We start from the raw sequence: 14,343 nt of genomic DNA, 5'->3' as shown, positions 1-14,343 counted from the left end.
GTTAAAAACCAGAAATGCCCTGATAGATGGCCGTCAAGCCACTGGCCAGACATAGTAACAAGGCAAATTTCCTCACTACACCTTGCGATAGGTTGCCAACAACCTTGTTCGCTAGCCAATAGCCCAAGATTGCCGCTGGTAATAGTGGCAGGGTGATTTTAATGTGCTCTACGTTGAAGTGACCGTAAAATGACAGCACAACCAGCGACATTATCGATGTGATCACAAAGAATGCCGACAGGTTGCCACGAAGCTTGGCGGCTTCCTCGTGTTGCATCAAAAGCGCCATTGGAGGCCCGCCGATTGAAGAACTGGTTCCCATTACGCCAGACAAAAAGCCAGCGACCAGCATTCTGTTCGGTGTCGGCTTCAAGCGATAGGGCAGGGCGCTGATACCTACGGCAATGAGTACCATGGCACCCAACCATAACGAAAGCGTTGCGCCGGATGCCACGGTTAATAGGAAACCACCGAGTAATGAGCCAGGCACTCGGCCAATAATGGCTGATTTCAACCCGCCAATAGACACACTGCTTCGTAGCTTGAACGCATTGATCAAGGAAATAACTAATGCAACCAAACAGATAGGGGCTGGTACGTACTGCGGTGAAAGCTGAAACAGTAATGGGGCCGCGACGATCGCTAGCCCAAAGCCGATAGCGGTTTGAACAAAAGAGCCAAGAAAGATAAGGGTGGCAGCAAAAATGACTGTCGACTCATACATCAAGGGACACCTAAAAAGTCAATAATAACAGCACCTTATTGCTGTCATTCTAAAGAGGCGGTAAGCATACCATGCCGAGCCGAGTAGCCTGAAGCCCTATTGTCAGGAGGTGAGAATTTCGCGGTATTTCGATGATACCTTTACCTGAAATGTTGATATATCCGCAAAAAACACTTTTACAGTTATAAGTGTGATCTGGTTATCAATTATTCGCTGAAGTATGGTGGTGTTTTTTTGCGCAGTTGTTTTTGGGTATTTTTATCTAATCCTTATTCTAAACTGGAGGTTACATTGGTTTGCTTATGAAGATCCTATGCCTATTCTCAGCCGTTGGTTTGATGATATTGCTATTCAGAAAAAACTCCTGTTGATCTTTGCTGTGCCATTGCTGTTGATGGTGTCGGTCTCCGTTGCCGTTTATCAAAACACCCAGTCTATGGTTGAAGACAACCACTGGGTAGCCCATACCCACAAAGCCATTGCTAGAGTTCAGGAATTGTTGACCCTGATTGTTGATATGGAAACCGGAAAGCGGGGGTTTTTGATCACAGGGACTGAAGAGTTCCTCGAACCGTATCACCTTTCCCTGTCGTTATGGCAAGAAAAAATACAGACCCTTTCAACACAGGTGAGTGATAACCCGGTTCAAGTTGAGCGGCTGCAGGTCATTGATGATTTGCACAAGCAGTGGCTCAGAGAGGCGGGAGAAAACGAAATTGCCCTTCGGCGTCAGGTCCGGGAGGGTGAAGCTTCCATGCAATCTGTGATGGCCCTCATCCAGCAGCGCAACGGTAAAATAATTATTGATACTGTGCGTGAGCATATTGCGCAATTTATTGCGATGGAAGAGGATCTGATCGCTGTTCGCATTGTGGCGTCTGAGCGCTCAGCACAGCAAACCCAACTTGTCTTGCTCGTAGGTACATTTCTTGCCGCGTTAATTTCCATCCTGGCCGTTATTTGGTCTTCGAGCCGTCTTAAACAGCGTATACATTCATTGCTTACCGCAACTCAGTTTGTCTCTAAGGGGGAGTTGAGGCGAGGGATAGCTGTCTTGAATGCCAACCAGAAGAGCAAGGCCAAGGATGAGGTTGCCATTCTTAGCCATGGTCTGAAGGATATGGCTGAGAGCTTAGAGACCAGTAATAGAAAGATGCAGATCTACAACCAACAGCTTGTGAAAGAGAGTAAGAAAGCACAAGCGGCGGTTGTGGCAAAAAGTGAATTTCTTTCAACCATGAGCCATGAGATTCGCACCCCCATGAATGGGGTAATAGGTATGACTAACCTCCTGCTCGATACCAAACTGGATGAGCAACAGCAGAAAATAACCGAAACTGCCAAGAACAGTGCTGAGTCGTTATTGGCAATCATCAACGACATCCTTGATTTCTCCAAAATCGAAGCCGGAAAAATTGATTTGGAAATCATTGATTTTGACTTGGGTGAGTTAGTCGAAGATGTGGGCGGCATGTTGTACTTTGCTGCTGAAAATAAGGGTATACAGCTGATTTGTCCGGCATCTCCAGTGATGGGCTTATGCTACCGAGGCGATCCGGGGCGGATTCGCCAGATCCTCAATAACCTCGTGAACAATGCCATTAAATTCACTTCCGAAGGGGAAGTGGCTGTTTATGTCAATGTTGATCAGAAGCGGGATAAAGACAGCCTTGTCCGGTTTGAAATAAAGGATACCGGTATCGGCATTAGCGAAGAGCAACAACAAAAACTGTTCTCGCGATTTTCACAAGCAGACAGCTCAACCACGAGGAAATACGGTGGAACGGGTTTGGGCCTGTCTATCAGCAAAAAACTCTCCGAAATCATGGGAGGGGAAATCGGGGTTCGCAGTGTGCAGGGGGAAGGCTCAACATTCTGGTTTACCCTCAGGTTGGAAAACTCTTCCGATAAAGCGATTTCGTATTTGCCTACAGGGGATCTCCAACAGCAGCGGGTGCTCGTTGTCGACGACATTGCCACCAACCGTAACCTGATGGATCAGATATTACAGCGTTGGAATATTGACCATGAAACGGCGGTTAGCGGAGAGGATGCACTTGCTAAATTGGCAGGTGGCTATAAGAGCAACCGGCCATTTACGATTGCGATCCTGGACTACCAAATGCCGAATATGGACGGTATCGAGTTGGCGGAACGTATTTTGGCATCCAATGAGTTGAAAAATACCCGGTTGGTGATGTTTTCTTCTGTGGTTCAGCGAGGAGATGCCAAGCGGTTGCAACATGCCGGCTTTAGTGGCTATCTAACCAAGCCGATGCAGCAGTCCGATTTGCTCAGTGTGCTTGAGAAAGTATCGGGTATTGGTGATCACAATGCCAGTGAAGCTTTTGTCACCCGTCACACCCCGTCCAAGAAGGTGCAATACAAGGCTCATATTCTTATTGTCGATGATGTGTCGACAAACCTGTTTGTACTGCAGTCGTTGCTGGCCAAGCATGGTGTGCGGGTAGATATGGCCAAAAATGGCCTCGAAGCTCTGGCAGCATTGCGAACCGGGGCCGATTTTGATTTGGTTTTCATGGATTGCCAAATGCCCGAGATGGATGGCTATGAAGCGACTCGTCAAATCCGCAATAAGGATAACAAGAATATAAACCATGCTATTCCTGTTATTGCCATGACAGCCAACGCCATGCAGGGTGACAAAGATAAATGCTTGGAGGCTGGCATGGATGATTATCTCACTAAACCAATAAACAAAAAATCAATTGAGGGTGCACTGGCCAAGTGGTTAGCTGATTCCGTTGTCGAAGCCGAGCCCTCGGAAGCCTCCCAATGAGGTGAATCGTTTTCAGCTTAATTCTTTTCTCTATGTTGAGTGTCGTGCCGCTCAATATAGCTAACGTGAGTTTAAGCGAATTGCTTCAATCTCGTCAGCATCGATATGGAGTGATTCCAAGAACTCCTGATGGGCGTCGGGCTCCATTTTTTCAAACTGCTTATGCCAGTTCATCATTTCTTCTTCATTGAATCCGGCACTGCGCATGATCTCGACCCAACGCGCTTTGGTGAGTTGGTCTTGTTCGAGCAATTCAGGCTCTTCCAACAGCATTAAGATGGCTTTTTGCTGCTGGCGCAAGGTCTGGATTTCTTGCTCCAATGCGTTGAATTGATTGCGTAAGGTTTGTTCTTGCTTGACGGTTTTATTGCGCTCAAGCATCGGGCCAATCTCCTGCACAGGCAGGCCAAACGAGCGGTATGACAGAATACTTTTTAGCCTAGCCAGTTCCTTGTCGCCGTACCAGCGGTAACCGTTACCTGAGCGGCTTGCCGGATGCAGCAGGCCCACACGCTCGTAATAGAGTACGGTGGTGCGAGATATATTGCAGGCCTTGGCCAGCTGCGTCACAGTGAGCATGCGGTACATTTCCTCTAGCGGTTTTCAACAAGTGGTTGGTTTATTTTCTTTTTATAAAGCATAGGTAGGATTGCGCTTAAAATGATCACCAAGGTTCCTGTGATTGCCAGTCCGTTTGGTGCCTCGGCAAACAACCAATACCCTAAGATCAGGGAATAAATGATTTTGACATATTCCACATTGGCTATCACGTTGGCCTCGCCATATTTGTAGGCAGTAACGCCAACCCACTGGGCGATGGAGGAGAGCACACCTACGCAGACCAGTAGCAATAGTTGTTCACCTGTTGGCCATGTCCAATTTAGCAGGCTTGGCAGCAACGCCATTAAACCGACAAATATAGCTTGGTAGGCCAGCAAGGTAATTTTGGACTCAACCTGGGCGACCTTTCGAACGCAAATCACTGCCACTGCCGCACCAAAAGCGGCCAATAAACCGAGTAAGGTATAGGTCATAGAGGTTTGCTCAAAGCTTGGTTGTACCACCATCATCACACCAATGAAGCCTGTAATGATAGTAAACAGACGTAAGACACTGACCGCTTCTGACAGGAAAAGATAAGACACTGCAGCAACAAACAGCACTTGGGTAAAGCCCAGCGCAGTGGCATCCGCTAGCGGAATATGGCTAACGGTGACAAAGCCCAGAGACAACGCAGTAAATGCGCCCAAGATCCGAAAAGTATGTAATTTGAGATGTTTGGGTTTAAGCAATAAGTCGATATTTTTCACCATCGCAGGTGTCAGCAATGCCACGAATACTAACTGGCGGAAATGTAGGATTTGGAAAACCCCAATATCATCACTCAGTATCCTGACCAGGACGCCGACCAGGGTAAATAAGGCGGTCGATACCAAGGCAAGTAATACCCCTTTGAGTGTGGGAGAGAGTCCGGCGGCGGTATGTTGCAGATATTGTGAAACCGAAAGGCGGAGAGAGTTGGCAGACATAGACGTTGACCTCTGTTGTGTGACAGGGGGCGAAGGTTAAAGCCTACACCGGTAGACGGGTCAATGGATATTATTCATTTTATTTGAAGGTGGATGATTATTGTGTGTGGTGATATTTTAAATTCATAATTCTATTGAATTTTATGAGGCCAAGGATGGAAGAGCTGATTGATCAATACACCAATGCTGACGAGGATACACGCCTAACTCGCCAGTATATTACCCGGATGGAATTTGATACCACCATGCATGCCTTACATGGTTGGCTAACACCGGGGGCTAGAGTCACTGAACTCGGTGCTGCGACTGGACGATATTCGCTGACGTTCGCCCAGATGGGCTGCAAGGTCACAGCGGTTGAACTGGTACCGGATCAGGTCAGGATCTTAAGGGAGAAAGCCGCGGAGTCTGATATTGATATAGATATCCATCAAGGCTCTGCCTGCGAGGTCCCTTTCATTGCCGACAACTCGCAAGATCTGTGTGTGATCCTTGGGCCGCTTTACCATTTGCAAACGGAGCAAGCGCGTAAGCAGGTGATGGAAGAGGCGATGCGGATCCTCAAACCGGGCGGGGTGATGGCGGTCGCTTATATTTCGCGCTTTTTTGTTGCAGGTTTATTTGCCCAACACTTTCCGCACTTGATCACTCCCCAAATTCTTGACCAGTTGCAAGGGGAAGGTTTGGTGTCATCACCTGAAGCCGCACAGTTTTTCAATGTGGGTTATTTTGCGACGCCGAATGAGATGGAGCAACTTGTCGATACGCATGGTTTTGCTATTGAGCGTCATATTGCCACCGATGGTTTTGGCCGCTATTTGGCAAGTGGGATAAACCACTTCAGCCCTGATCAATATGACGCTTGGTTGGCTTATCACCTTAAGTCCTGTGATGAACCAAGCTTGTTAGGTGCCAGCAACCATGGCTTGGTGATCGCTAGGAAGAGCCTTGATGATGGTTTGCCGCAGAATATTAACTAACGGCGAGAAAATCTTGTTTCATTAGCTTCATCGGCGTGACCGGCGAGCCATAAAAATCGATGGTTTCGCCTGTTACTTCCGCTCCGAATTGGTTAAGTATGGCTACTGTGGTGTCTCTGGCATCGATGACAATGGAGTCTGTGATATTGGTGAAGATATCGCTCAGTGACTCAGTTGCCAGCTTTTTACCAATGCCATAACCGCGAAAGTTGGCGTCGATAAAATAGCGACCCCAGTGCCATTCCCCATCAACTTCCCAGCATGCTACTGCACCTATGACATATTCTCCGCAGCGGGCTACCCACCAAACATAAGGCTGGTTAGGATCAAGAGGGATTAGCTCCTCGGGAATCCCCTGTTCGCCATTGAAAACATGTTTGTTCAGGGTATCGACTTCATGTTGGTAGTTGGGGGTTAGCCTTTCTACTTTGACCCGGAAAGTGTTGGGCTGGAAGTTGTTCTTGAACGCGTTTAAGCGCAGTGTTCGTAATCCATTTTCTATGGTGTCGAGCTGGTCGTCGGCCAGGCCATCAAGAAAAGCCGCGAATGCGCTATCAGCCGACTGGTTGGCATGTTGCAGTGCTGTTTCGCCATCAGGCAGAAGTCGGTAGATTTTCTGACGCTTGTCAGCAGGATCGAGCTCAGCGCCGAGGAATCCTTTATCGATCAAGGTCGTCAATGTTCGGCTTAACGACGCCTTTTGGACATTGAGTTGGGTAGTTAGCTCATGGAAAGACGTACTGCCATTGCGGTTTACATAGGTCAGGATATGGGCCTGTGACAGGGATAAATTGGAGTTCAGGCAGTTTTTATCGAGCAGTCCCAGTTCCCTAATGAGATAGCGCAATTCGCTACGGATATTACTGATAGCGGTGGTTGACTCAGACATTGGGCATTTCCTTATGCTTGAATATTTATTCACGCTACCGCTATTTGTTGATAGTGTCAACAAATCACCGTTTGGTGTAATTACCGCTATGCTTTTTGATTGCCATACAGCGCTTTAATGGTCTCTTTTAGCCACGCGACTTTGGGGTTTTGACCGTTGCGCTTGTGCCAAATCATCGTAAAGGGGATCAGCAGGGTATCTAGTTGCTGTTTTTCCATCGGGATAGGCAATGCCGTTAAATCAGGATGCATTTGCTGGCAATAGCGCTGACAGTATTGCGGCGCGGTGGTGATCATCTGGTGGCCCGGTTGGGCAGCCATAAACAGGGATTGTTCGAAACTTGCCATGGTAAGGGCGACATGGCGGGTTAGCCCTTGTTCAGCGAGGACTTCATCCAGTGCCCAGCTTTCGCTTTTCTCCCACACGATATTGATATGTGAGTATTTGAGGAAGGCCTCCATATTCCACTCATGTTGCAGAGCTGGGTGATCCTTGCGCAGGTAAACTTGCGGCAAATCAGCAAATAACACCTCATAGTCGATGAAGTAGGGCAGAAGATCCAACGACTCTTTCGAGCGGGGGTGACTCTCCCTGCCGGTAAAGCCAATATCGGCCTCACCTCGGGTAATGGCTTCCAATGAGTCGTAGTCCCAGTTACTCACCTTTACTTTGGCATCCGGATAACGTTGGTAGATGTGCTGTGACAGTTCATTGAACATGATCAGTAGCAGCGGGGATTCCATCGTGAGGTTGAACTGCACGCCTTTTGGAGTTTCATCACCGCGCTTGGCCAGTAACTGGCTGCCGATTTGCAGCCAGTCGGAGAGATCGTTTGCCATGCTAAGTGCCAACGGTGTAGGCCTGAGGCCTTGCGGTGTTTTGACGAACAGGGGATCGTCAAACCACTCCCGCAGTTTATTGAGGGATTTACTCACCGTGGGAGGCGTAACGTTTAGCTTCTTGGCCGCCTTAGTGACGCTCTGTTCCTGCAGCAACAGCTGCAGGGTGAAGAGCAAGTTAAGATCAAGACGCGCGAGTGATTTCTTCATTGGCTTTACAACAGGTTGGCAGTGCAGGCAGTGGTATCAATAATATTAGAGCGGCTGAAATAACACCACCCAAAGCCAGTACGGTAATGAGCATATTGAGCGCAGAGACCCCCATTAGCCCCATCAACCAGATATAAAACGCCGAGGCACACACTTGCGCAATGCCCAAGATAGAGCTTGCCACGCCAGCCCTTTGTGAATAAGGGCTCAATGCTTGGCTCATGGTGACACCGAAGCCGATTGAAAAGCCGGCACAGATAAGGCTAAAACCAATTAGGTTTGCAACCTGATCCAATAGGCTAAGGCCTGAGGCCATCAGCACGATTGCCGCTGCAGCAAAAAGCCCTTGTGAGAACAGCATCAGGCTTCGCTGCTTGAAGATACTCAGCAAGAAAGGGGCTGAAAAAGAGGCGAGCATGCTGACCAGAGCCGTCAGGGCCATAGTGGTCGAGTACCCACCGCGATCAAAGCCCATTGCATCCATCACCAACATGGGCGAGACATTCACATAGGTCAGGATTGTTGTTACTCCGATAGAGGTGATGACAACACGGCTGACAAAGAAACGGTCGAGAAAGCGCTCGTTAGTGAACTGGCTATGTTGCGTTTCACCCGGCGCAAAAGGGTCTGGCACGAGCGTGGTGTGATTGCTGCGGCCTAGACGGTTCGTATTACTTTCCTTTAGCACCAATACCGACAACAGACATACCAATACCCCCATTCCTGCCATCGTGCTGAACAGGCTCGGCCAAGGGAACTTGAGCATAATCAGGTGGCCGATCACCGGCGCAATGACCGGCACAATGCAAATAATACCGTTGAGCATCGACAGTACCTTGGCTCGGCGTTGGTCATCGAGTGTATCGCGCAGGATGGCAAAGGCGACCACATAGCAAGATCCGGCGCCAATACCCTGGGCAAAACGGGCAACCAAAAAGACAGTGCTGTTTTCTGCCTGTCCGCCGAGCAAAGAGGCAAAGATGAAGATGATGGCCCCTGCAATAGCGATTGGCTTGCGGCCAATGGTATCGGACAGTCTTCCGGCAAAAAGCATGGTCGTTGCCATGCCGGCCAAATAGATAGAAAAAGCGATGTGGAGCTGTGACTCTGTCGCCCCGAGATCGTGGGCAATTTGTGGCAAACCGACCAGATAAAGGTCAATCGCTGTCGGGTAGAGAAGAACCAGCGCAAAGCTGCAGATAAGAAAACGGATCATACATACCTCGTTATTGTGTCGTGAGGAGTGTAGTGGTGATCCGGTTAGCTAACGAGTTGCCATTTTGACAACAGGTATTTCCATTGGCGACACACGGTGCCGAATATTTTTCATTAACAGCTTGTGATTAGGTGTTTAGCTTTTGATAACACTGAATTCAAATCTTGCAAATTCTCAGGCACCTCCTGTCGCCATAAACTTTTGCCTATCACTAGAACAATTCGTTTTGACAGCGATATCCAATTTGGGAAGCAAACATGAAAAAAACGATTCTTACCCTTGTCATCTCTGGTTTGGCCGCAACGGCTACAGCTGGCGTTAATTACACCCACTATAATGGTTCACCGTCGAAAGCCGGAAGCCCAGTCGAATTACCCAATGGCATTGTGGCCAATGTTGAAGACGTAAATAAGTTCTTTCAGTCAGTAAAAGTATCTCATGAGCTTCGCCATGAAGAAGTCATTCCAGGCGTCTATCAGATGTATGGCCCTTTCTATGCGCCGGTTGTGATGGTACGTGAAGAAGGACTGATTGTTTGGAACTCGGGTGAATCGGCCGAGGACGGTAAGATGTTTCGCGACTACATTCGCAAGAACATCTCTGATAAACCAATTATTGCCGTCACTTATGATCATGCTCACTACCAATACGGTACTGAAACACTTCTTGATGGCGACGAGGCCATGATCATCGGCCATGAAATTTCAAACGAGCTAGAAGCGGCTAAAGGTGACGGTGCCATCGCTTCTACCCCCATTCCTGAGTTATTGAACACCCTAAATGCGCGGGCGAAAAACCACTTTGGTGTGAATATTTCACCAGAACATAACCTAACAGATATGTCTCCTACGGGCGCAGAGCACGTCATCAAAGACTCTGCTCATATGGAGGTAACTCATCCATTAGGCCATGGTGATTCAATCACGGTTGGTGGGCTGGAAATCATCGGCTACCACGCGATCACAGATGCAGAAGACACCGTGACTTACCACATTCCTGAGCTGGATATGGTTATCGATAATGTGGTGTGGCCAACCCAAAACTCTTACACACTGCGTGGCGATATGTATCGCTCGCCAACACAGTGGATGGATGATCTTAAGCTAATTCGTGATTTAGAACCGTCTATCCTTCTATCATCCGGTGCCGGTGCTAAACCGTTGATTGGCAAAAAGGCAATCAACGAAGCTATCGGTGCGGCTTACGATTCTATGGCTTTCACTTACGATCAAGCTATTCGCCACACCAACAATGGTATTCGACCGGATCAACTCAAGCATGTCATCAAACTGCCGGACCAGTTAAAAGAGCACCCATATGTCAATAATATGTATGGTCAGCGAGAGCACTTTTATCAAGCGACACCAACAAAGAATGCCGGTTGGTATTCTGGCTACGCAGAAGATATGCACAATTTACCGAATGCGGTGTACGCGGAGAACATGATCAAGCTCGCTGGTGGTATTGATGCTATCTATGCCGAATACCAGCGTGCCTATGATGCTGGTGAGTTCCTGTGGGCGAAGGAATTGGCAGCAATGATGTACCATAATGCGCCATCGAACGATGCTGCCCGTCAAGCGCTAGCTGATAGCTTCAGGGAGTTGGGCCGTTTATCGCCTGGTTTGATTGCCCGTAACATGTACCTTTCTGCCGCGCAGTCGCTAGAGGGAAATGAGGCAATTACCATGACAGCAGTAGAATCGGCTGAGTGGGCTGAAAAAGATAGCCTTACGGCTGTAAACTACCTGCGTACTCGTATCGTTCCTGAAAAAGCGGAGGGGATCTCTGGCTTCCTTGTATTGGATATTGATGGTAACAAGCGCGGTCTTGATATTCGAAATGGTATTGCAGAGTTTGTTGCTGACATCGAAAATAATTATCGTGAGCCTACAGAGATCCTGAGCATCAGTGCAAAGGACTTTGGCAAATACTACGCTGGTGAACTGAAAGTCTCGCAGGTTGCACCGCAAGACTCGCTGCTGAATGTCTTTGAAGAGTTTTCGGTCAGACCTATGTACTAAATTATAAGTCTGTCACTACGTAAAGCACTAAGCCACTTGTTACCAAGTGGCTTTTTACTGTGGCATTTCTTTTTTTAGCAGTTCCAGCAGCCAGTTTATTTTCTTGCTGTGGCGATGCTTCTGATGGATATAGGCATTGACGGGAAGAGTTCTCATCTCCGGACAGTCTTTGACCTTGATGACTCTAAAATCCGTATCGTTGTTTTCGATAAGGTTGACGGCCGCGGGTAGTACCATATCGGTGGTTTTCAATATTTCAAAAATAGCCATCATCGAAGGGCTGCGGAATTTGATATTGAGGTCAATATTGCGTTGCTTCATTGCCTGGAGAAAAGGGCCACCCAGTCCCAAGCCATGGAAGGTTTGCTCAACGAAGATATAGTCATACTTTACTATCTGCTCAAGAGTGGCTTCTTGCCCTTTGAAGGGATGATCGTTGCGAACAATGGCGCCGGTCTCCAAGTGGCCGAGGGGGATCTCAATGATATCTTTCGGGACATCAAAGGCGCTGACCTGCAATCCCATTTGAATCTCTTCTTTGCGCAGCCTGTCGATAGATGAATTGGTAAAGTAGTTAGCAATTAAGTGGCTGTTTGGGCAGGCTGAAAATATCTGGGCATGCATTTTGGGCGCTAGCCAAGGGATAAGGTTTTGGCCAATATCCATGATGATCGGCCGCTCGATAGTCGAAGGATCAAAACGGTCGAGGTTGTCGACGGATTCATACAGGCCACTTATTAATGGATCGACACGCTGAAATAACCTGTCAGCGAGTTCTGTTGGCTCGAAGCCATCCTTCGTTTTATAAAACAATTCACCGCCAACTCTATCTTTGAGTTTACTTAATTTCACGCTCACCGAGGGCGCAGATGTGGATAGCCGTTTGGCGGCACGCTTGAGGTTTTTTTCATGATAGGTAATCACAAACACCCTAAGCAGGTTCAAATCCAGATTTTGAAGGGGGCGGTGTAGATTCATATCACTCCATGACTTTTCATCACTTTATCTTTGTAATGATAATGGTATTAGCCAAACAGAGATTGACTAAATGTACCCTTAAAGTTGGCTTATGGCCGTGCTTGCTGAGTCGATTAGCTCAATCGCCTCTTCGTTTCGGGTTTGGATCAGAGCCATAAACAATAGGTCGGTAATACAGTTCTGTGCCGTTCTGGAGTATATGGCCGAGGTACGGGCTTGCGCTTCATCGGCAATGGTATCGAGCTGGATATCTGCCATACGCCTGATTGGACTGTCGTTGAGCCCTGTAATAGCGATTAACGTCGCGCCACGCTGCTTAGCGATTTCTGCTGCAATTACGACTTCTTTCCTGTTTCCAGTAAATGAACACACCACCATGGCATCAATGGCATTGAGGGTTTGCGCTATGGTGATCTGAACATGGCTGTCCAGTTCACATAGTGCAGTGATGCCGATCTTCATCAGTTTGTAGGACAGATCTTTCATGACGATGGCTGAACCACCCAGTCCGACAAGATGCACCTTGTTGGCCTTATTGAGCACTGTTACTGCCTGATCCAGATTTTCGTAGTCCAGGGCATTGGTAGTTTCTACAATGGCAGAGAGCTTACTTTGCGAAAGCTTCTGCGCCATCACCTTGGCGGTGTCATTTTGCTGGATATCGCCATGTAGGGTACCTGATACATCGAGCACCTTTTTGCGGGTCAATTCTTCGTTCAGGGCTTGTTTGAGGGCTGGAAACCCTTTGAACCCCAGCTTCTGGGCCAGTTTGATAATGCTGGACTGGCTGACACCGGCCTGTTCGGCAAATGCCGAGGACGATAGGCCGACGACACTCTCTGGGGCGTCAAGGATCAGCTGCGCAATCTTCTGTTCATTGTTGGACAAGCGGTCAAATTGATTGGAGATTTTTGCAATTATCGCCATGGTTGTTCCTTAGCCGATCATTTTGATGAGCTGTTGTTGTTCTGCTCGGTGTATTTTCCCCTATTGGAATAAACTATTCCACTTTGGTTGTTTTGATATTATTCCAAATTAAACCTGTCTATTCTTCATTTTAACTTGCTTAATTGTATTAAAATCAGTGCTTTGAGTTGTCAAGTTTATTTTGGGTTGTCGATGTATTCTCATTTTTGTTGATGTTTGGAATAGATTATTCTGTGATATTGGTAACAAATTAAGAATACTTTATTCAATATTATCTCCGCATTGATTTTGGGAGAACACCATGACTATTAACTTAAACACCCTAATTACGGAAAGCCGCAACCCAGCCAGTGCAAGTATTGATGAGCTGAGCACCTTCGAGATGCTGGAAGTGATCAACGGGGAAGATAAACAAGTCGCGCTTGCGGTGGAGGAGACCTTGCCGCAGGTTGCCAAAATGGTTGATGCCATCGTCTTGGCGTTCGAGCAGGGCGGTCGTTTGATTTACACCGGGGCAGGGACATCGGGCCGTTTGGGTATTTTGGATGCCAGTGAGTGCCCGCCAACCTATGGCACCCCAGCTGAACAGGTTGTTGGCCTGATTGCCGGCGGTCACAAAGCGATTTTGAAAGCGGTCGAGAATGCTGAAGATAATGTCGAGCTTGGCCGACAGGATCTGGTTGATCTGAACTTTGGCCCGAAGGATGTGCTGGTGGGCATTGCCGCAAGTGGCCGAACGCCTTATGTCATGGGGGCCATGCAGTACGCCAAATCGGTCGGGGCAACGGTGGGCTGTATCTGTTGCAACCCCAATGCCCCTATGGTCGATGAGGCCGATATTGCTATCACGCCGATTGTTGGCCCCGAAGTCGTTACGGGTTCATCACGAATGAAAGCCGGTACGGCGCAGAAACTGGTGCTGAACATGCTGACAACCGGGGCGATGATCCGCTCCGGCAAGGTGTATGGCAACCTGATGGTCGATGTTGAAGCGACCAATGCCAAACTGGTGGAACGCCAGAAGAAGATTGTAATGGAAGCGACAGAATGCAGCCGTGAAGAGGCTGTCGAGGCGCTGGATGCGGCAAAAGGCCATTGTAAAACGGCCATTGTCATGATCCTCGCTGGCGTTTCTGCACTAGAGGCCCATGAACTACTTGGGTCCAGTAATGGATTTACCCGCAGAGCAATTAATAACGCACAATAACGAACAGTAATGACAAGGAA

General features: G+C 48.1%; 12 protein-coding genes. 4 read left to right on the top strand and 8 right to left on the bottom strand.

What is annotated here, in order from left to right:
- Position 1: 1 nt before the first annotated feature.
- Positions 2-724: a sulfite exporter TauE/SafE family protein gene (locus BIZ37_RS00740; protein ID WP_370577281.1), complete on the bottom strand. Its 723-nt coding sequence runs from the start codon at positions 722-724 to the stop codon at positions 2-4.
- 313 nt (positions 725-1,037) lie between these two features.
- Here BIZ37_RS00740 and BIZ37_RS00735 point away from each other — a divergent pair, with 313 nt between their 5' ends.
- The gene (locus tag BIZ37_RS00735) at positions 1,038-3,524 is read left to right on the top strand and encodes a response regulator (RefSeq protein ID WP_187459893.1); all 2,487 of its coding nucleotides are present in this window, start codon (positions 1,038-1,040) and stop codon (positions 3,522-3,524) included.
- Between the two features lie 60 nt (positions 3,525-3,584).
- On the opposite strand, the gene BIZ37_RS00730 is transcribed toward BIZ37_RS00735, so the two are convergent.
- Both BIZ37_RS00730 and BIZ37_RS00725 read right to left on the bottom strand, forming a co-directional pair.
- Positions 3,585-4,103: a MerR family transcriptional regulator gene (locus tag BIZ37_RS00730; RefSeq protein WP_187459892.1), complete on the bottom strand. Its 519-nt coding sequence runs from the start codon at positions 4,101-4,103 to the stop codon at positions 3,585-3,587.
- Positions 4,104-4,117: 14 nt separating this feature from the next.
- Positions 4,118-5,053, bottom strand: coding sequence for a DMT family transporter (locus tag BIZ37_RS00725; RefSeq protein ID WP_187459891.1), 936 nt, complete (start codon positions 5,051-5,053; stop codon positions 4,118-4,120).
- 155 nt (positions 5,054-5,208) lie between these two features.
- Here BIZ37_RS00725 and BIZ37_RS00720 point away from each other — a divergent pair, with 155 nt between their 5' ends.
- Entirely contained in the window at positions 5,209-6,033 is an 825-nt protein-coding gene (locus BIZ37_RS00720; protein WP_187459890.1) for a class I SAM-dependent methyltransferase, read from the top strand.
- Here the strand turns inward: BIZ37_RS00720 and BIZ37_RS00715 are convergent.
- From BIZ37_RS00715 to BIZ37_RS00705, 3 genes are all read right to left on the bottom strand, one after another.
- Positions 6,026-6,922, bottom strand: a complete 897-nt coding sequence (locus BIZ37_RS00715; protein WP_187459889.1) for a GNAT family N-acetyltransferase — start codon at positions 6,920-6,922, stop codon at positions 6,026-6,028. The two genes, BIZ37_RS00720 and BIZ37_RS00715, sit on opposite strands and share 8 nt — an antisense overlap.
- An 86-nt stretch (positions 6,923-7,008) precedes the next feature.
- Positions 7,009-7,971, bottom strand: coding sequence for an HTH-type transcriptional regulator YidZ (gene yidZ / locus BIZ37_RS00710; protein ID WP_187459888.1), 963 nt, complete (start codon positions 7,969-7,971; stop codon positions 7,009-7,011).
- Positions 7,946-9,187 (bottom strand): MFS transporter, encoded by a 1,242-nt coding sequence (locus BIZ37_RS00705; RefSeq protein WP_187459887.1) that lies wholly within the window; start codon positions 9,185-9,187, stop codon positions 7,946-7,948. Before BIZ37_RS00705 ends, yidZ begins: the two co-directional genes overlap by 26 nt.
- A 257-nt stretch (positions 9,188-9,444) precedes the next feature.
- Here BIZ37_RS00705 and BIZ37_RS00700 point away from each other — a divergent pair, with 257 nt between their 5' ends.
- The gene (locus tag BIZ37_RS00700; protein WP_187459886.1) at positions 9,445-11,211 is read left to right on the top strand and encodes an alkyl sulfatase dimerization domain-containing protein; all 1,767 of its coding nucleotides are present in this window, start codon (positions 9,445-9,447) and stop codon (positions 11,209-11,211) included.
- A 54-nt stretch (positions 11,212-11,265) separates the two neighbouring features.
- On the opposite strand, the gene BIZ37_RS00695 is transcribed toward BIZ37_RS00700, so the two are convergent.
- Complete coding sequence (locus BIZ37_RS00695; RefSeq protein WP_187459885.1) at positions 11,266-12,189, bottom strand: LysR family transcriptional regulator; 924 nt, start codon at positions 12,187-12,189, stop codon at positions 11,266-11,268.
- A 78-nt stretch (positions 12,190-12,267) separates the two neighbouring features.
- Positions 12,268-13,116, bottom strand: coding sequence for an SIS domain-containing protein (locus BIZ37_RS00690; RefSeq protein ID WP_187459884.1), 849 nt, complete (start codon positions 13,114-13,116; stop codon positions 12,268-12,270).
- 301 nt (positions 13,117-13,417) lie between these two features.
- Between BIZ37_RS00690 and murQ the strand changes: the two genes are divergently transcribed.
- Positions 13,418-14,323, top strand: coding sequence for an N-acetylmuramic acid 6-phosphate etherase (gene murQ / locus BIZ37_RS00685; RefSeq protein ID WP_187459883.1), 906 nt, complete (start codon positions 13,418-13,420; stop codon positions 14,321-14,323).
- Positions 14,324-14,343 lie beyond the last annotated feature (20 nt).

The sequence above is a fragment of the Photobacterium sp. BZF1 genome, from assembly GCF_014349205.1.
Classification (GTDB): Bacteria; Pseudomonadota; Gammaproteobacteria; order Enterobacterales; family Vibrionaceae; genus Photobacterium.
Note: the sequence above shows the minus strand (reverse complement) of the source record. Positions and strands in the feature narration are given on the sequence as shown.

Bases quoted from the DNA above. Each gene is read 5' to 3' on its own strand.
- BIZ37_RS00740 (WP_370577281.1), bottom strand. From the start codon at position 724: ATGTATGAGTCGACAGTCATTTTTGCTGCCACCCTTATCTTTCTTGGC.
- BIZ37_RS00735 (WP_187459893.1), top strand. From the start codon at position 1,038: ATGCCTATTCTCAGCCGTTGGTTTGATGATATTGCTATTCAGAAAAAA.
- BIZ37_RS00730 (WP_187459892.1), bottom strand. From the start codon at position 4,103: ATGCTCACTGTGACGCAGCTGGCCAAGGCCTGCAATATATCTCGCACC.
- BIZ37_RS00725 (WP_187459891.1), bottom strand. From the start codon at position 5,053: ATGTCTGCCAACTCTCTCCGCCTTTCGGTTTCACAATATCTGCAACAT.
- BIZ37_RS00720 (WP_187459890.1), top strand. From the start codon at position 5,209: ATGGAAGAGCTGATTGATCAATACACCAATGCTGACGAGGATACACGC.
- BIZ37_RS00715 (WP_187459889.1), bottom strand. From the start codon at position 6,922: ATGTCTGAGTCAACCACCGCTATCAGTAATATCCGTAGCGAATTGCGC.
- yidZ (WP_187459888.1), bottom strand. From the start codon at position 7,971: ATGAAGAAATCACTCGCGCGTCTTGATCTTAACTTGCTCTTCACCCTG.
- BIZ37_RS00705 (WP_187459887.1), bottom strand. From the start codon at position 9,187: ATGATCCGTTTTCTTATCTGCAGCTTTGCGCTGGTTCTTCTCTACCCG.
- BIZ37_RS00700 (WP_187459886.1), top strand. From the start codon at position 9,445: ATGAAAAAAACGATTCTTACCCTTGTCATCTCTGGTTTGGCCGCAACG.
- BIZ37_RS00695 (WP_187459885.1), bottom strand. From the start codon at position 12,189: ATGAATCTACACCGCCCCCTTCAAAATCTGGATTTGAACCTGCTTAGG.
- BIZ37_RS00690 (WP_187459884.1), bottom strand. From the start codon at position 13,116: ATGGCGATAATTGCAAAAATCTCCAATCAATTTGACCGCTTGTCCAAC.
- murQ (WP_187459883.1), top strand. From the start codon at position 13,418: ATGACTATTAACTTAAACACCCTAATTACGGAAAGCCGCAACCCAGCC.